19 protein-coding genes are annotated in these 16,496 nt (G+C 66.9%); 9 read left to right on the plus strand and 10 right to left on the minus strand.

From position 1 onward, the window contains the following. Nucleotides 1-315: 315 nt before the first annotated feature. A complete protein-coding gene (icd, locus tag HMUK_RS07185; RefSeq protein WP_015762466.1) occupies nucleotides 316-1,593 on the minus strand; it encodes an NADP-dependent isocitrate dehydrogenase in 1,278 nt (425 codons plus the stop codon). A gap of 127 nt (nucleotides 1,594-1,720) precedes the next feature. On the opposite strand from icd, the gene HMUK_RS07190 reads away from it, so the two are divergent. Then, nucleotides 1,721-2,566: an isoaspartyl peptidase/L-asparaginase gene (locus tag HMUK_RS07190; RefSeq protein WP_015762467.1), complete on the plus strand. Its 846-nt coding sequence runs from the start codon at nucleotides 1,721-1,723 to the stop codon at nucleotides 2,564-2,566. Between the two features lie 9 nt (nucleotides 2,567-2,575). Here HMUK_RS07190 and HMUK_RS07195 read toward each other — a convergent pair whose 3' ends face one another. Continuing rightward, nucleotides 2,576-2,800, minus strand: a complete 225-nt coding sequence (locus HMUK_RS07195; RefSeq protein ID WP_015762468.1) for a hypothetical protein — start codon at nucleotides 2,798-2,800, stop codon at nucleotides 2,576-2,578. Nucleotides 2,801-2,859: 59 nt separating this feature from the next. Between HMUK_RS07195 and map the strand changes: the two genes are divergently transcribed. Then, nucleotides 2,860-3,753, plus strand: a complete 894-nt coding sequence (gene map / locus HMUK_RS07200; RefSeq protein ID WP_015762469.1) for a type II methionyl aminopeptidase — start codon at nucleotides 2,860-2,862, stop codon at nucleotides 3,751-3,753. 308 nt (nucleotides 3,754-4,061) lie between these two features. Here map and HMUK_RS17890 read toward each other — a convergent pair whose 3' ends face one another. Continuing rightward, on the minus strand, nucleotides 4,062-4,259 hold the full coding sequence (locus tag HMUK_RS17890) for a DUF7835 family putative zinc beta-ribbon protein (RefSeq protein WP_015762470.1): 198 nt from the start codon (nucleotides 4,257-4,259) through the stop codon (nucleotides 4,062-4,064). 245 nt (nucleotides 4,260-4,504) lie between these two features. Between HMUK_RS17890 and HMUK_RS07210 the strand changes: the two genes are divergently transcribed. From HMUK_RS07210 to HMUK_RS07220, 3 genes are read left to right on the plus strand one after another with little or no spacing between them, the layout of a single operon-like run. Next, the gene (locus tag HMUK_RS07210; protein WP_015762471.1) at nucleotides 4,505-5,074 is read left to right on the plus strand and encodes an HIT family protein; all 570 of its coding nucleotides are present in this window, start codon (nucleotides 4,505-4,507) and stop codon (nucleotides 5,072-5,074) included. A 47-nt stretch (nucleotides 5,075-5,121) separates the two neighbouring features. Next, nucleotides 5,122-6,840, plus strand: a complete 1,719-nt coding sequence (locus tag HMUK_RS07215) for a sensor histidine kinase (RefSeq protein ID WP_015762472.1) — start codon at nucleotides 5,122-5,124, stop codon at nucleotides 6,838-6,840. Nucleotides 6,841-6,865: 25 nt separating this feature from the next. Beyond that, nucleotides 6,866-7,774, plus strand: coding sequence for a cation diffusion facilitator family transporter (locus HMUK_RS07220; RefSeq protein ID WP_015762473.1), 909 nt, complete (start codon nucleotides 6,866-6,868; stop codon nucleotides 7,772-7,774). Here HMUK_RS07220 and HMUK_RS07225 read toward each other — a convergent pair. Genes HMUK_RS07225 through HMUK_RS07235 form a run of 3 tightly spaced genes read right to left on the minus strand, consistent with a single transcriptional unit; the run spans nucleotide 7,771 to nucleotide 8,801 of the window. Further along, a complete protein-coding gene (locus tag HMUK_RS07225) occupies nucleotides 7,771-8,061 on the minus strand; it encodes a DUF7521 family protein (RefSeq protein WP_015762474.1) in 291 nt (96 codons plus the stop codon). The two genes, HMUK_RS07220 and HMUK_RS07225, sit on opposite strands and share 4 nt — an antisense overlap. A gap of 42 nt (nucleotides 8,062-8,103) precedes the next feature. Further along, nucleotides 8,104-8,457, minus strand: a complete 354-nt coding sequence (locus HMUK_RS07230) for a hypothetical protein (protein ID WP_015762475.1) — start codon at nucleotides 8,455-8,457, stop codon at nucleotides 8,104-8,106. Continuing rightward, nucleotides 8,454-8,801: an ArsR/SmtB family transcription factor gene (locus HMUK_RS07235; protein ID WP_015762476.1), complete on the minus strand. Its 348-nt coding sequence runs from the start codon at nucleotides 8,799-8,801 to the stop codon at nucleotides 8,454-8,456. Before HMUK_RS07235 ends, HMUK_RS07230 begins: the two co-directional genes overlap by 4 nt. A gap of 244 nt (nucleotides 8,802-9,045) precedes the next feature. Between HMUK_RS07235 and HMUK_RS07240 the strand changes: the two genes are divergently transcribed. The 4 genes from HMUK_RS07240 to HMUK_RS07255 all read left to right on the plus strand — a co-directional run bounded on the left by HMUK_RS07240 (nucleotide 9,046) and on the right by HMUK_RS07255 (nucleotide 13,125). Continuing rightward, the gene (locus HMUK_RS07240) at nucleotides 9,046-10,542 is read left to right on the plus strand and encodes a COG1361 family protein (protein WP_015762477.1); all 1,497 of its coding nucleotides are present in this window, start codon (nucleotides 9,046-9,048) and stop codon (nucleotides 10,540-10,542) included. Then, nucleotides 10,539-11,207 carry an ABC transporter ATP-binding protein gene (locus tag HMUK_RS07245; protein ID WP_015762478.1) on the plus strand — a complete coding sequence of 223 codons (669 nt, stop codon included), beginning with the start codon at nucleotides 10,539-10,541 and terminating at the stop codon, nucleotides 11,205-11,207. Before HMUK_RS07240 ends, HMUK_RS07245 begins: the two co-directional genes overlap by 4 nt. Continuing rightward, nucleotides 11,200-12,339: an ABC transporter permease gene (locus tag HMUK_RS07250; RefSeq protein ID WP_015762479.1), complete on the plus strand. Its 1,140-nt coding sequence runs from the start codon at nucleotides 11,200-11,202 to the stop codon at nucleotides 12,337-12,339. The genes HMUK_RS07245 and HMUK_RS07250 overlap by 8 nt, the downstream gene beginning before the upstream one ends. Before the next feature lie 93 nt (nucleotides 12,340-12,432). Then, nucleotides 12,433-13,125, plus strand: coding sequence for a Yip1 family protein (locus tag HMUK_RS07255; protein WP_015762480.1), 693 nt, complete (start codon nucleotides 12,433-12,435; stop codon nucleotides 13,123-13,125). On the opposite strand, the gene HMUK_RS07260 is transcribed toward HMUK_RS07255, so the two are convergent. From HMUK_RS07260 to deoC, 4 genes are all read right to left on the minus strand, one after another. After that, nucleotides 13,101-14,363: a tRNA (N(6)-L-threonylcarbamoyladenosine(37)-C(2))-methylthiotransferase gene (locus tag HMUK_RS07260; RefSeq protein ID WP_015762481.1), complete on the minus strand. Its 1,263-nt coding sequence runs from the start codon at nucleotides 14,361-14,363 to the stop codon at nucleotides 13,101-13,103. The genes HMUK_RS07255 and HMUK_RS07260 overlap by 25 nt on opposite strands. A 272-nt stretch (nucleotides 14,364-14,635) precedes the next feature. Further along, a complete protein-coding gene (locus tag HMUK_RS17555; protein ID WP_015762482.1) occupies nucleotides 14,636-14,809 on the minus strand; it encodes a hypothetical protein in 174 nt (57 codons plus the stop codon). A 127-nt stretch (nucleotides 14,810-14,936) separates the two neighbouring features. Then, the gene (locus HMUK_RS07265) at nucleotides 14,937-15,746 is read right to left on the minus strand and encodes an SDR family NAD(P)-dependent oxidoreductase (RefSeq protein ID WP_015762483.1); all 810 of its coding nucleotides are present in this window, start codon (nucleotides 15,744-15,746) and stop codon (nucleotides 14,937-14,939) included. Next, nucleotides 15,743-16,390, minus strand: a complete 648-nt coding sequence (deoC, locus tag HMUK_RS07270; RefSeq protein WP_015762484.1) for a deoxyribose-phosphate aldolase — start codon at nucleotides 16,388-16,390, stop codon at nucleotides 15,743-15,745. Before deoC ends, HMUK_RS07265 begins: the two co-directional genes overlap by 4 nt. Between the last annotated feature and the right edge of the window lie 106 nt (nucleotides 16,391-16,496).

Below are 16,496 nucleotides of genomic sequence, written 5' to 3' on the forward strand. Positions count from 1 at the left end.
AGAACAGTCGAACGGCGACGACGTCGGTGGCGCGAGCGTCTCGCCGTTCACGCGGTGACGCTACGCGAGCCAGGCGACTCGCTTACGCGAACTTCTCGATGTCCTCAGAACGCAGGACGTTCTGACTGCCCGAAAAATCGTCTTCAGGCCAGTTCTTCGATGTTCTGACGGCGCAGCCGTCAGAGGACGAGAAACGGTCTACGACAGTTTCTCGATGTTTTCGCGGCTACGCCGCGAAAGCCCGAGAAGCTTGCGTACGCAAGCTTCTCGATGTTCCCGGAAGTCTCCGATTTCCGGGCGCACGAAAAGTTGGCCTTAGGCCAACTTTTCGATGTTTTCGACGATGGCGTCCGAGTACTCCTCGGTGCCGAGCTTCTCGGCGTCTTCGAGCTGGCGTTCGAGGTCGTAGGTGACCGTGCCCGAGGAGATCGTCTCCTCGACGGCGTCGCGAACGAGGTCGGCTGCGTCCTTCCAGCCCATGTAGTCGAACATCAGACGGCCCGAGAGGATCATCGCGGTCGGGTTGGCCATGTTCTGGCCGGCGCGTTTCGGGGCCGAGCCGTGGACGGGCTCTGCGAGCACGCGGGCGTCACCGAAGTTCGCGCCGGGCGCGATGCCGAGGCCGCCGATCTGTGCGCCGGCGGCGTCCGAGAGGTAGTCGCCGTTGAGGTTCGGCATGGCGAGAACGCTGAACTCGTCGGTCCGGAGCTGCATCCACTGGAGCATCGCGTCGGCGAGTCTGGACTCGACCATGACGGCGTCCTCGGGAATGTCGATCTCGTCCTGGGTCTCCCAGAGAGAGTCGGGCGCGGCGAAGACCTCGTCGTCGGGGTACTCCTCGTCGGCGACTTCCATGCCCCACTCGGTGAACTGGCCCTCGGTGAACTTCATGATGTTGCCCTTGCCGACGAGCGTGACCTTGTCGCGGTCGTGCTCGATGGCGTAGTCGATGGCCTTGCGGACCAGCCGCTTGGAACCGAACTCGGTGATCGGCTTGATGCCGATGCCGATCGGGCCGTCGTGCATCACGTCGTCGAAGCCCATGTCCTCCTCGACGAACTCCCGGACCTGCTCGACCTCTTCGGTGCCGGCCTCCCACTCGATGCCGGCGTAGACGTCTTCCGTGTTCTCACGGAAGGTGACCATGTCCATCTCCTCGGGCGCTTTCATCGGCGACGGGACGCCGTCGAGGTAGTAGGTCGGTCGGACGTTCGAGTAGAAGTCGAGCGTCTGGCGCAGCGCGACGTTGAGCGAGCGGAAGCCAGCGCCGACCGGGGTCGTCAGCGGCCCCTTGATGGCGACGCGGTGCTCGTCGATCGCGTTGACGGTGTCGTCGGGGAGGTTCTCGTCGTACTTCTCTCGGGCGGACTCGCCAGCGAAGACGCGCATCCACGAGATCTCGCGGCCTGTGGCGTTCGCGGCGGCCTCCAGGACCTTCTGGGCGGCCGGTCCCACGTCCTTCCCGATGCCGTCCCCGTGGATGATGGGGACGATCGGATTCTCAGGAATATCGAGTTCGTCGTTGTCCTCGTCGACGACCTCGATCTTCTCGCCTTCGGCAGGCACCTCGACCTTGTCGTAATCGTAGCTCATACCCGGCCAATCGAAAGTCGCGCCTAAAGGAGTGCCGCTTTCCGCGAGGGCGTGGTAACAGGGAACACAGGCCCTCTCCGCTTCGTTCGCCCGGTCGCTTTTGGCCGTGGCGGCGCTCGACCCCCATATGGATCTGATCGTCCACGGCGGCGCTGGATCGGCCCCCGACGAACCCACGGCCCGGCAGGCGGTCCTCGACGACGCCGCTCGTGCGGGCAGCGACGCCGCGTCGCCACTCGACGCAGTCCGGGACGCGGTCGCCGTCCTGGAGTCGAACCCCCGCTTCAACGCTGGCGTCGGAAGCACCGTCCAGAGCGACGGCGTCGTCCGGACGGACGCGAGCGTGATGACCGACGACGGTCTCGCCGGGGCCGCCTGCGCGATGCCCGGTGTCGAACACGCCGTCGACGTGGCGCGAGCGGTCGCGACGGAGACGCCCCACGTCTTGCTGGCCGGGGATCGCGCCGTCGAGTTCGCGGACGCGGTCGGCGTCGAGACGGACGCGGATCTGTGGACGGACGACACGCGGGAGCGCTGGCAGGCGGCCGATCCGCCGGACGGAGACGCCGCCGAGCAACTGGCGTGGGTCCGCGAGCGGTTCGGTGCGAGCCACGACACGGTCGGTGCGGTCGCGACCGACGGCGATCGAGTGGCGGCCGCGACCTCGACGGGCGGCCGGTGGTTCGCGCTGGCGGGCCGCGTCGGCGACGTGCCACAGCTCGGGGCGGGTGTCTACGCCGACGAGCGAGGCGGTGCGAGCGCGACCGGCGAGGGAGAGGCGATCGCTCGGTTCGGACTCGCGAAGGAGGCCGTCCGGGCGCTGGATCGACACGACCCGAGCAAGGCCGCCCAGACGGCCGTGGACGCCTTCGCGGACGCGATCGGCGGCCGAGCGGGCGTGATCGTCCTCGACCGCGCCGGCCGCGTCGGAGCGGCCGAAAACACCGACGCGATGCAGACGGCCACGCGGTAGGGCAGGTCGCTACTCGTCCCAGGGGTCGAGCTTGTTGTCGTACTGGGGTTCGCGATCGAACCGGTCGACGACGGCGAGCAACGCGGTCATGAGGGCCACGGCCGCGCCGGCACTCGCGAAGACGACGACACCCGACCAGAGGTCGCGCGCCACGATGACGGCGGCCGTCGCCAGGAGCACGAGCCCCCACAGGAGCGTGCTGGCGTAGATCGGTCCCTCACGGTTGGTAGCCATTACACCCCTATTCACGTACAACGGCAAACCCTTTGCCCCACAGTTCCGAACCCACTCCCATGACAGACGTGGACCTGGCCGCCGAGAAGTACGAGAAACATCGCGAGGCCGGAGAGATCCTGGCACAGGTGCGCAACGAGGCCGCCGATCGACTCGAAGTGGGGACCGGCTACCTCGAAATCTCCCAGTGGGCCGAAGACCGGATCCGGGAACTGGGCGGCGAGCCCGCCTTCCCGGTCAACGTCAGCGTCGACCACGAGGCCGCCCACGGGGCCGCCGGGCCGGACGACGACCGCACCGTCGGCGAGCAGATGGTGAAACTGGACATCGGCGTCCACATCGACGGGTGGCTGGCAGACACGGCCGTCACGGTGGATCTCTCGGGCAACGACGAGCTGAAGACCGCCGCCGACGAGGCCCTCGACGCGGCACTGGACGCCGTCGAGGCCGGCGTCCAGACCGGCGAAATCGGTGCCGTCATCGAGGACGTCATCGAGGGGTACGGCTACAACCCGGTGGTCAACCTGACGGGCCACGGGCTGGGCCACTGGGAGCAACACACCGAGCCGAACGTCCCCAACCGGTCGATTCCCGGCGGTGCGACCCTGGAGGCGGGACAGGTCGTCGCGATCGAGCCGTTCGCCACGACCGGGACGGGGAAGGTAAACGAGGGCGCGACAGAGGAGATCTTCTCGCTGGAACGGGAGGGGTCGGTCCGCAACCGGGAGGCCCGACAGGCGCTGAACCAGATCACCGAGGAGTTCAGGACCCTGCCGTTCGCGGCCCGGTGGCTCGACGTGTCCCGTCCGGGGATGGCGCTCCGTCGCCTGAAACAGCAAGACATCGTTCACGGCTATCCGGTCCTCCAGGAAGCCGAGGGCGAACTCGTCAGCCAGAGAGAACACACCGTCATCGTCACCGAGGACGGCTGTGAAGTGACGACGCGGCTGTAGCACCGGTCGCGACGGAGGAGCGATCGGCTTTTTCCCCCAGGTTTTTCCACGAGGGGTCGTGAGCGTAGCGAACGACCCGCAGTGGAAAAAGGTGGTAGCCGACGGCTGTGAAGTGACGACGCGTCTCGACTGACGCGCTCTCGGTGGACTGCCGTCGAGTACGCTGGCGCTCGACGGTGAGCGCTCAGAAGGTGGCGTGGGTGGTGGGTGGTGCCGGGATGTCGGTCGCGTACGGCTTCTCGTCGCCGTTTTCCCGGTCGACCGCACGTCGTCGTGCGATCGATCCGGTGCAGACCGACAATACTCCGTCAGGCGTTGTTCATTCGCGTCTCTGTCGTGGTGCCACAGACTCGACACTCACTGACGCGATACGGTTCCCGCGAGAACGCTGCGTTCTTCGATTTGGTGCTTTCGGTCAGTATCTGGACGGAGACGTCGTGTGGCGTCGTTCGTTCACACGTCGAGCACGTCTCCGACATGTGGGTGTCGGTGTCTGTGACTGCCATCCCAGTTCGACTAACGCGAGAGATGCGCATAAAAACCCCCCACAGTTCGGGGCCGTTTAGACCGTTTTATCGCAATACGGCGGCCGAATACGCAGCAGTACTGTCTTAGAGGGGTCCAGATTGTTTATAGTTATCTCTGGCTCCGTCTCGGTGGATAACAGTCCGTGAACGGCAACAAGAGTTAAATACTACTTTCTCCCGTCCTGTGGCAAAGCGATTTACCGTCTCGCGGCCGATCCACGGCCATGGAACAGGTGTTCGCGCCGTGGCGGATCGAGTGGGTCGAACGGGAGGAGAAGAACCCGGACGTCGACTGCGTGTTCTGTGCGTTGCCCGAGCGCGACGACGACCGGGAGCACAGAGTCGTCGCCCGCAACGACCACGCCTACGTGTTGCTGAACAACGCGCCGTACAGTCCCGGCCACCTCATGGTCATCCCCTACCAGCACACGGGCGACTATCGAGCCCTCCCGGAGGAGGTGTTGCTCGCGCACGGGCGACTGAAACAGCGGACGTTCGACGCCCTGGAGGCGTCGCTCGACCCGGACGCCTTCAACGCCGGGCTGAACCTCGGTGGGGGACCCGCGGGCGGCTCGATCGAGGATCACCTCCACACCCACGTCGTCCCCCGCTGGGAGGGAGACACGAACTTCATGCCGGTGATCAGCGACACGCAGGTGATCGTCGAGGGTCTCGAAGACACGTACGACCGCGTTCACGAAGGGTTCGCGGCCCAGGACGACGCCACGGTCGTCGACGACGACACCGCCGTCGCGTTCGGGTCCGAACGTGGCTCGAACTGTCGGGAGCGATAATGTCATGATCGTCGGGCGGTGAGCACTGCAACAGACGGAGTCTTCGAGTGATCATTCAGTTGGCTGGTGACCTCACCTACGCGGGCTATCTCCTGGTGTTCGCTGTGGCAACACTGGCCTGCTTCGTGAGCATCGACCGGGTCCAACAGCTCGAAGAGCCGGGCACGCGGCGTGGACTGACGGCGCTGCTCCTGGCCAGCGGCGGCTGGGCGCTCTCGTATCTGGGCTACTTCCTCGTGCCAGACCCCCAGCTCAAAACCGCGTTCTACGTCGCCGGCCTCGTCGTCGGCCTCGCGACGGTCGGTGCGTGGCTCTACTTCTGCTCGGCTTTCACCGGTCGGACGCTGCATCGCAGCACCGGTCTACGACGCGCGGCCGTCGCGATCTTCCTTGCGATCGTCGCCGTGAAAGTCACGAACTATCACGGCCTGTACTTCGCGACCCGGACAGCGACGGAACCGTTCCCACACATGGCGGTGACACACGAGCCGCTGCACTGGGTCGTCGTCGGACTCTGCTACGCGCTGACGGCCGTCGGATACTTCATGCTCTTCGAGCGGCTCCGACAGGTCAGCTACCAGACGTGGTCTTTCGGCCTCCTCGTCGGGGTGACGGCTGTTCCTCTCCTGCTCAACCTCGTGGGCCACGCGACCCCGCTGCTCGCCGACGTGAGCCACGAACCCCTCGGTGTCGCGGTCTTCGCCGTCGGCGTCTCGTTCGTCTTCCACGAGCGGTTTCAGGCGATCGGGCTCGCGGAGGGAGACGACAAGCCCATCGTCATCGTGAACGAACGCGATCAGCTCCGCGAGTACAACGCGGCGGCGGCCGACCTCTTTCCCGCGCTCACCCGGCCGGACGTGATCGGGAAACCGCTGTGGAGCGTCGTTCCGTCCGTCGCCGAGGTGCTCGACTCCGAGTCGGGCGTATTGTCCGTTCGTGACGGCGAGGAAACCCGATACTACCAGCTCACCGAGAGCCCGTTCGCGGCCGGACGGTCACCGGTCGGTCGGCTCGTGCTCTTTACCGACATCACGGAGCGCGAACGCGACCGACGCGAACTCCAGCGCCAGAACGAGCGCCTCGAAGAGTTCGCCAGCGTCGTCTCTCACGACCTCCGGAACCCCTTGCAGGTCTTGCGGGGCGCGTTCGAGGGGGCTCGCGAGACCGGCGACCCCTCGCACTTCGACCGCGGGGAGCGAGCGCTCGACCGGATGGAGACGCTCATCGACGACGTGCTCTCGCTCGCCCGGCAGGGCCAGCCCATCGACGAGACCGAACCGATCTCGCTCGCGTCGCTGGCGGCGTCGTGCTGGGAGGTCATCGAGGCCGGCGACGCCGATCTCGTCGTCGAAACCGATCTCGATCTCGTCGCCGATCCCGACCGCTTCCGTCAACTGCTGGAGAACCTCTTTCGGAACGCGGTCGAACACGGCGGTGACGACGTGACCGTTCGAGTCGGGCGACTACCGGACGGCAACGGATTCTACCTCGCAGACGACGGTCCCGGCATCCCGGTCGACGAGCGCGAGGCGGTGTTCGAGTCCGGCTACTCGACGACCGACGGGGGGACCGGCTTCGGACTGGCGATCGTCAGCGAGATCGTCGACGCCCACGGCTGGGAGATCACGGTGTCGGGGCGAGCGGCCGACGACGCCCCCGACGGACACACGGACTCGGAATCCGGTTCGAGAACGGCCACCGGTGCCTCCTTCGAGATCACTGGGATCGGTTCTCCAGACGGCGTCGACGCGAGCGAAGCGGCTTAGTCACCCCCGGCGCAACGACGACGTGATGTCACGTCGGGACGTACTCCGCCGGGTCGGTCTCGTCATCTTGGGCGCGAATCTCGCCCTCGCGCTCCTGAAGGGCGTCGTCTGGGCGGAGACCGGGAGCCTGGCCGTCGGTTCCGAGGCGGTCAACAGCCTCGCCGACACCGCCTACAGCCTCGTCATCGTCGCCGGGCTCTACCTGACGACACAGCCGCCGGACTTCGAGCACCCCCACGGCCACGAGCGGATCGAGCCGTTCGTCTCGCTGTTCGTCGCCGTCGGGATCTTCGCTGCCGGTGGGATCATCCTCTGGCAGGCCGCCAGCTCGCTGCTGTCGGGCGACGTCGGCGTGAGCCGTGGCCCCGCCGCCGTCGGCGTCCTCGTCTTCTCCGGCGTGCTGAAGTACGCCCTGTATCGGTACTGTCTGTCCGCCGGGCGAGACCACAACTCTCCCGCGCTGGTCGCGACGGCACTGGACAACCGCAACGACATTCTCACGGCAGCCGCGGCCCTCGTCGGCGTCGTCGGCGCGACGCTTGGCTACCCGGTCCTGGACCCGATCGCCGCGATGGTCGTCTCCGTGGGCATCATCTACACCGGCGTCGAGGTCGTCCGGGACAACCTCGATTACCTCGTCGGTGCTGCCCCGCCCGAGGAGCTGCGGGCGGAGATCGTCCGCCGCGCGCTCGAACAGGACGACGTGGAGGGTGCCCACGACGTGATCGCCCACTACGTCGGCCCGGAGATCGACGTGAGCCTCCACGTCGAGGTCGAGGGCGACAAGACGCTGTTCGAGGCCCACGACATCGAGACCGCCGTCATCGAGGCGATCCAGGAACTGCCGGAGGTCGACGACGTGTTCGTCCACGTCGACCCCAAGGAACTGGGCGAGTGGAAAGCCGACGCCGACGTGGACCGCCTCGTCGACTAAGCGCCGGTAAACGCGTACAGCACGGTCAGCAGTCCGGCGATTCGACACGTCTGGGCGAGCAGCTCCGCCTCGGCGGTCGTCGCCAGCGAGAGGAGGACGAGGGGCTGTTTCAGCACGAACGGAATCGTCGTCAACAGCAGGATGCCGACGGCCAGGGACAGCATCGCACGGCTGGCGTTGCGCCGGTAGCCCCGGTAGGCCTGGTAGGCGACGAAGCCGCCCACGACCGCCGTCAGGAGCGCGGTCACCGTCGTCAGCGCCAGCGACGTCTGGAGGAGTTCACTCACGGCTACTCGCCCCCGCTGTCGGCAGTGGTGTCGTGTGTCGAGTCATCGCTGTGTGCGGTAGATGACGAACAGGATCAGACCGAGCCCGCTCAGTCTGGTCAGGTCCGTGACGATCCGGATCGTCTCCGTGCTGGCTCCCGTCGTGTTGCCCAGGATCAGATTCACCACGAGCGGCACGCCGCTCAACAGCAGGATGCCCGCAGCCATGCCCAGCAGCGCCGAGTCGTGGGTGCGCCGGTAGCTCTGGACGCCCTTGATGAGGATGATGATCGAGAGGACGACCGAGAGGACGAACCCCAGGAAGAACAGCAAGACGAGCAGCTGTCCCGGCGAGGCCGTCGACTGGAGCGGCGTCGACCCGCTCGCGGCGTGTGTCGCCAGTGGTTCGGTCGTCATTTGAGCCCCTCGAACAGTTCGGTGAAGCGGTCGGCCGCGTCGGGTTCGCGGCGTTCGATGTCGATGCTGTACTCGCCGTCCGCCAGATCGACCGTGACGCGGGACAGCTGAGCCCGGAACACGTCGTAGTGGTGGCCCTGGGGATCGAGCTGTTGCTGGGCGACGACGAGGTCTTGCTCGCGCAGCCGTTCGAGCCGGCGGTACACGGTCGGCGGCGAGGCGTCACAGGCGTCGGCCAGTTCCTCTGCCGACATCGGTTCCGTGCTCGTCGCGGCGAGAATCTCCCGTGCGTACTCGTCGTCGAGGAGTTCGGCGACGGTCTCGATCCCTGGCTCCTCGCTCATCAGTCACGTCGGCGTGGCGAGTGACGGGGCGGTTCCAGACACGGTTCATATCCGTGATCGACGGGGGAGTATAAAAAACGGCCCGGCACACTTTCACGCCGAGAAGCTGTGGGGGGTGGTATTTTTATTCGGGGGCCAAAGGCGAAAACGGAATGACTACGCCATCGAAGTCGCCGAACGCGCCCCGCAGGACGACCGATACGCCTTCCGCCCGACGCTGTCTACCCATCGCCGGAGGTGCCCGATGAAACGGCTCCGCTCGCTGTGTCTCGTCGGATTGCTCGTCGTCGGGACCGTCGCACTCGCCGTCGGTCCCGTCACGGGTGCCAGCACCGGCGTCGTCTCGATCAGTACCACCACGACGCCGGACCGACCCGCGCCGGGCGACACCGTGACGATCAGCACGACCGTCTCGAATCCGGAGGCCGGAAGCTCCAGCTTCCAGTTGCGCTCGGTCGAAGTGCGCGAGACGACCGCCGACAACAGCACGCTGTACAACTCGACCGACGAGTCGAGCACGATCGAGCCCGGCGAGTCGACGACGCGGGATCTCGGGGTCGACATCGAGGAGAGCGGCCAGCAGCAGTTCGTCCTCCACGTCCAGGTCCTCTCGGACGGTGATGTCGTCAACTTCGAACGCAACGTGACCGTCACTGCCGGCGAGACCGACCCCGCGCTGTCGCTGTCCGGCGGCGATATCGGTGCCGACGGTGACGCGACGTTCGACCTCTCTGTTTCGAACGCTCGCACGGAACCCATCCGAGCCGTTACGGTCGACGTGTCCGCGGGAGACATCCAGTTCGACGAGGATCGACACGTCGTCTCACAGCTCGCCTCGGGCGCGGAGACGACGCTGAAGCTCCCCGCGAGCGACGTCGAGCCCGGCGAGAAGACGGTCGAGGCGGCGGTCACGTACACGACCAACGACGGCGAGTTCAAGAGCGTCACGCGCGAACTGACGACGACGGCCGACAGCGCCGAGAACCCCGGTGAGGTCTCGCTGAGCGGCATCGACGTGTCGGGTGCCGACGGCGAGTTGCAGATCTCCGGGCAGGCCAACAACGCCGGTGAGACGAACGTCTCGGGCGTCACCGTCACCGTCGAGGACGGTCCGTACAGCCTCGGCGAGGCCCAGTCCAGCGCGTTCGTCGGCAGGCTCGACGCCAGCACCTCCAGTGACTTCCAGCTCGGTGCGACGGTACCCGACGACACGACGACCGCCACGATCCCACTGACGGTCGCGTACCGTCTCGACGGCCAGGAGGTGACGCGAACGGTGACCGTTCAGGAAGACTTCAGCTCGAGCGGCAAGGTCAATCTCACCGGCGTCCGCATCGAACAGACCGGCAGTCGGCTCACCGTCCGGGGCAGCGCCAGTAACCTCGGAACGAGCAACGTCTCCGCCGTGATAGTCTCGGTCGGCCAGAACGAACGGATCCAGCCGGCCCAGTCCCAGTCGAGTTACTTCGCCGGCAACGTGGCCCAGAGCGAGTTCAAGTCCTTCCAGGTCGACGCTCGATTGACCGGCGACACCAACGAGACCGTCTCGGTTCCGGTCGAGGTCAGCTATCGCGTCAACGGCCAGCGCATCGACACGACGACGACCGTCCCGTACACGCCGCGGGCGACCGGACCCGCCGCCGAGCAATCCCAGCGGGACTCCTCGGTCCCGATCGTGTTGATCGGTGGCGTCGTGCTCGTCGTGGTGGCCGGCGGGCTCGGATACCGACGATACCGATGAGCGTCATCAGCGCCACCGACGCGGTGAAGATCTACGAGTCCGGCGACAAGACGCTGCGTGCGCTCGACGGCGTCTCCGTCGACGTGAACGCCGGTGAGTTCGCGTCCGTCGTCGGCCCCAGCGGGAGCGGGAAGTCGACCCTGCTGAACCTGCTGGGCCTGCTCGACGAGCCCTCCGAGGGCAGCGTCACCGTCGACGGGACGGCACTGTCGACGCTCTCGAAGCGCGAACGGACGGACCTCAGACGCGAGACCGTCGGATTCATCTTCCAGAGCTTCTACCTGGTGCCGACGCTGACCGCGCGCCAGAACGTCGCCGTCCCCGGACTCGTCCGCGACGATCGGTCGGATCTGCAGGCGCGGGCCGACGAACTGCTCGAACGCGTCGGGCTGGGCGACCGACTCGACCACTACCCAAACGAGCTGTCCGGCGGGCAGAAACAGCGCGTGGCCGTCGCGCGGTCGCTGATCAACGATCCCGACATCCTGCTGGCCGACGAGCCCACGGGGAACCTCGACCAGGACACCGGCGCGCAGGTACTGGACGTGTTCGGCGAGATCACCGACGAGGGCGTCGCGATCCTCACCGTCACCCACGACGAGCAGGTGACCGACTTCGCCGACCGGACGATCAGGCTCGTCGACGGGAGGTTAGACGATGATTGAGAGCCCGCTCGCGCGGTTCTCGCCGTTCCTGGCGTTCGCCCGGAACAACCTCTCGCGGGCACGCGCTCGGACGATCCTCGCGATGGCGGGGATCACGATCGGCGTGGTCGCGATCGCCTCGCTGGGGATGTTCGGAGCCACGCTCGAACAGTCGTTTCTCGACACGTCCGACGACGCGATCCGGACCGTCGCCGTCGGTCCCGGCGAAGACTCGGAGTTCGGGTTGCTCCGTCGGGAACAGGTCGCCGAGATCGAACGCTACGCCGGTAACGGCGATGTCTACACGCTCACCCGCGGCCGGGGGGAAGTGACCGGATTACAGGAGACGACGAGCGCCTCGCTGGTGTCGCTCTCAGATCCAGAGGTGTTCGTCACCGCGGAGTCGGGCCAGATCCCGCAGAACTGGCGCTCTGGTGTCGCGATCGGGAACGAACTGGCGGAGACGCTCGGCGTCCAACCCGGGGACAGCGTGCAGGTCGACGGCGAGAGCCGGCGCGTCGTCGCCGTGCTGGCCGAGTCGAGCCGCGCCTCGTTCGTCTCGACGGGCGATGCCGTCGTCCTGCCGCCGGGCGAACTCGGTGACGGCGCGTCGCAGGTCCTCATCCGAGGGGAGACGCCCCAGCAGGCGTTCGCCATCAGCGATCGGATCGACGAGAACCTCAACAGCGACCGCCGGACTCGTTACAGCGTCTTCGACGCCGAGTCCGCCCTCGAACAGTTCAACCAGCAGATCGGCCTCATCCGGACGTTCCTGCTCGCTGTCGGCGGGATCTCGCTGCTGGTCGCGTCCGTGAGCATCCTCAACGTGATGCTCATGAGCACGATCGAGCGCAAAGAGGAGATCGGCGTCCTCCGGGCGGTCGGCTACCACCGCCTCGACATCGTCAAGCTGATGCTGTACGAAGCGGCGCTGCTGGGCGTCGTCGGCTCGATCTTCGGCGTGCTCATCAGCGTCGGCCTGGGGATGGTGATGAACGCGCAGCTCCTCTCGGACCCCCTCGCCTTCTCCGGGCAAGCCCTGCAGTACACGGTGCTTGGCTTCCTCTTCGGGACGGGTGCCAGCTTCCTCAGCGGCCTCTATCCCGCCTGGAAAGCGGCTAACGCCCGTCCGGTCGAGGCACTCCGGGACTGATCTGTCGCCGGTGTGGGGGTCGTGATTCCGGCGCGACGACTCGGAACGCGTCTGGCGGTAACTATTTCCGGTGCGGTGTCGGAACTGTTGGCGATGGACGTGTCTCTCGCCACGCTGCTCGTCCGGCCGAGAACGGCGTTCGAGGCGGCCGGCGAGCGGCTCTCGCTGGTCCAGCCGCTCGTCCTCGTGTTCCTGGTCGGCGCGAGCAGTATCGCGACTGCGTTCCCGGTCTACGTCGCCCTGCAACGGCGGCTCTCGTCCGACATCGCGACCGTCGAGTTCGTCATCGGTTCCCAGACCGCGCGGCTGCCGATCTGGTTCGCCATCGGCACCGTGGGCGGGATCCTCGTCGTCCTCGTCGGCTGGGTCGTGACGACGGCACTGCTGCACGGGGCCGCGCGTCTCGCGGGTGGCAGGGGACGGTTCAGGCGGCTGTTGGCCTTCGTCGGCTGGTCTCACGCCCCCTACGTCGTCGTCTACCCGCTCGTCGCGCTCGTCGCGGCCTGGCAGCTGGCGACGACGCCCGGTGCGACGCTGAACGGCGTCCTCCACGGCACCAGCGGCGTCGAGGGGACGATGGTGACGTTCAACGGCCGGGGACTGATCGACGTGAGTTCGCTCTCCTCGGTGGCGGTGACGCTGTGGATCGGCTACGTCTGGACCGGCGCGCTGGACGCGACCTACGACCTCTCGCGGCGTCGGGCGACGGCGGTCGCCGCGGTCGCGACGGTCGTGATGCTCGTCGCGATACAGCTCCCAGCTTATATCGGTTCGCCGAACGCGTAGACGGTGTTGTGACTGGTGATCTCGCAGTCGACGAAGTCGCCGACTTCGAGCCCGCGCTGCTGTGCGTCGACGACGACGACCTGTCGGTACGCCTCGTCGTAGCCCACCAGCGAGTCGTCGGTGCCGTCTTCGGTCAGGAGGACCCGCTTTTGCTCGCCGAGCATGGCTTCGTAGGCGTCGCCGGTCACGTCCATCTTCAGCTCGGACATCGCCTTCGAGCGGTCCTTCTTGATCTGGCCGCCCAGCCCCTTCATGTCGGCGGCGTCCGTGCCGGGACGCTTCGAGAAGCGGGTGACGTTGATCTTCTCCGGGCGGGTCTCGCGCAGTAGCGCCATCGACTGCTGGAAGTCAGATTCCGTCTCGCTGGGGAAGCCGACGATGAAGTCGGTCGACAGCGTCCAGTAGTCCAGGTACTCGTCGAAGGTGTCGACGACCGCGACGTACTCGCCCACGGCGTGCTGGCGGCGCATGTCCGCGAGCACGTCGTCGCTGCCGGACTGGACCGGCGCGTGCAGGAAGTTGTACAGCTCGTCGTGCTCGGCGAAGACGCGGGCCAGCTCCTCGCGGACGCCGTGGACGCCCTTCGGGTTGGCCATCCCCACCCGGACCCGGAACTCGCCGTCGATCTCGGTGCAGATCCGCTCTAGCAGCTCGGGCAGCAGGCTCTCGCCCTGATTGGTGTCCCAGCCGTAGACGCCGGTGTCCTGGCCCGTGACGCGGAGCTCCTTCGCACCGGCGTGGACCAGCGCTCGGGCCTTCTCGACGTTTTCCTCGACCGACGGCGACTCGATCCGACCGGTCGCCTGCTTGGTGATACAGTAGGAACAGTCGGACATACAGCCACGCGCGATCGGCAGGATGCCGACGACGCCGTCGAGCACGGTCTCCGTATCGGGCGTGACCGTCGGACACTCGCCGTTGAGGACGTGCTGGGGCACGTCGTCCCAGTGGAGCACCTCGGCGTCAACGTCGGCCGCGCGGAACTCCTCGCCCTGTGCCAGCGCCATACAGCCGGTGACGACCAGATCTCCGGGCGTCTCCGCGTCGAGTTCCTCGGCCCGTCGAAGCATGTTGCGCTCCGTTTTCTCGAGGACGGTACAGGTGTTGAGGATCGCCACGTCGGCCTCCTCGGGCCCGTCGGCGGGGTAGTGGCCCCCCTCGCGAAGCGCCTGCTCGATCTCCTGGGTCTCGCCGCGGTTTGACGTACACCCGTACGTCTCGATGTGATACTGGGCCATGCGCTGCGTTACCCGACTCTTGTCCCTCGCGGCCAAAAGCACGACGGAATCGTTCTCGGACGAGTGAGGTTATCCGTCACAGATCCCCGGAGCGAGCCGAGGGCTTTCGAGGGCCGCACTATAGTAACAATTGAAACGATTTACACACCGATCGCACTGCAGTCGTGCGATCGGGTGTGCATTGATTTTCAATGGCTACTATAGGTGAGTGTTCGGTACAGTGACTGTCGGCGTGGTAGCGACAGCAGCTGGCGGAGAATCACCTCGATTTGCTAGCGCATCTCGTCGAGCGCACGCACGGTGTCTGACATCAGCCAGGCGTCGTCGCTCTGTTCGTCTTCGATCGAGAGGGCGAAAAACGAGTCGCGGCCGTCGTCGAGCGTGATGTGGTATCCGTGACTCGTCAGTTCGTCGTCGCGAGCGGGTGTCTGTTCGGCGTCGGTCACGGGCGGCCTAGCCGGTCACGAGGGAAAACAGTCTCGGTCGGGAAAACGGCAGCTAGAGGTTCTCAAACGCGCGTAGAGAAGAGGCCGCCGTCTGTCAGTTTTCGCCCGATCGGGCGACGAAGCTCGCTCACCGCACCGTGTAGCCGCCGTCGATCAGCACCGACGAGCCGGTGACGTACCACGAGGCTTCACTGGCGAGGTAGACCACCAGCGGCGCGATGTCCTCGGGGCGAGCCATCTCGTCGAGGAGCATCTCCGATTTCCACAGCGCTTCCAGTTCGGGGTCCTCGCGCAGCGCCTCGTCGACCGGATCGGTGCGGACGTAGCCCGGTGCGACGGCGTTGACGCGGATGCCGTCGTCGGCCCACTCCGAGGCCAGCTGTCGCGTGAACGAATCGACGGCACCCTTCGTCGCGTTGTACGCGACCTGGTGCTGGGGGTAGTTGGCGACGCGGGCAGACATCGACGAGAGGTTGACGATCGAGCCGACGCCGCCGCGGGCGCTCTCGTCGTTCTGATCGGCAGTGTCGAGCATCGCCCGGCCAGCGTGTTTCGCACACCGGAAGGTCCCGGTGAGGTTCACGTCGACGACGCGCTGGAACTGCTCGACGGTCATCTCCTCGGCGGGCGCGTGGACGGTGATGCCGGCGTTGTTCACGAGCACGTCCACCCCTCCGAACGCCTCGACCGTCGCCTCGACCAGCGCCTCGACCTGCGCTTCGTCGGTCACGTCGGCCTCGTAGGCCCGCACGGTCGCGTCGGTCGCGGCCTCGATCTCCTCGGCCGCCCGCCGGCCGCTCTCGGCGTCGCGGTTGCCGATCGCCACGTCGGCCCCGGCTTCTGCCAGCGCCTGTGCGATCGCTCGGCCGATCCCGCGGTTGCCGCCGGTGACGATCGCCGTCTGTCCGTCGAGGCGGAAGCGATCGAGGACGCTCACGCGTCCTCACCGCCCTCGGCGGCCCGCCACTCCTCGGCGATCGTCACGCCACTCGACGCGCCGATGCGCTCGGCCCCGGCGTCGAACATGGCCTTCGCTCGCTCCCAGGAGCCGACGCCGCCACTGGCCTTGACCGGCCGGTACTGGCTCAACAGTTCCACGTCGGCGACCGTCGCGCCACCGTCGGAGAAACCCGTCGCCGTCTTGCAGAACTCGGCACCGGCCTCCGCGACGATCTCGCCGGCCCGGTGCTTCTCGCCGTCGGTCAGGAGCGGCGCTTCGACGATCACCTTCACCGGGATCGGCACGGCCGCGACCACTTCCGAGATCGTCTCCTCGACGGCCGCGTCGGCACCGGCCTTCAGCTGGCCGACGTTACAGACCACGTCGATCTCGTCGGCACCGTCGTCCCACGCCTCCGTCGCTTCCGCCGCGACGGCGTCGGTCGCGCCCTGGCCGTGGGGAAAGTTCACGACCGTGCTGAGCGGTACGTCCGCGTACTCGTCGGCCCGTTCGACGTAACACGGTGGGATACAGGCTCGCAGTCCGTGTTGGGCCGCCTCGTCGAGCACTGTCTGTACGTCGGCCCACCGCGTCGTCGGTCCCAGCACCGTGTGTTCGATGCGCTCGGGGACGGTGTCCATAGTCACCCATTGGCGGGTCGCCACGTAAGCCTCCCGACGGCGACGCGGTCGTGGCGTCGGCCAGGCGACCGAGCCGCCACCGAAGGTCGGAACACTTTCGCCCCTC

The sequence above is a fragment of the Halomicrobium mukohataei DSM 12286 genome (assembly GCF_000023965.1).
Classification (GTDB): domain Archaea; phylum Halobacteriota; class Halobacteria; order Halobacteriales; family Haloarculaceae; genus Halomicrobium; species Halomicrobium mukohataei.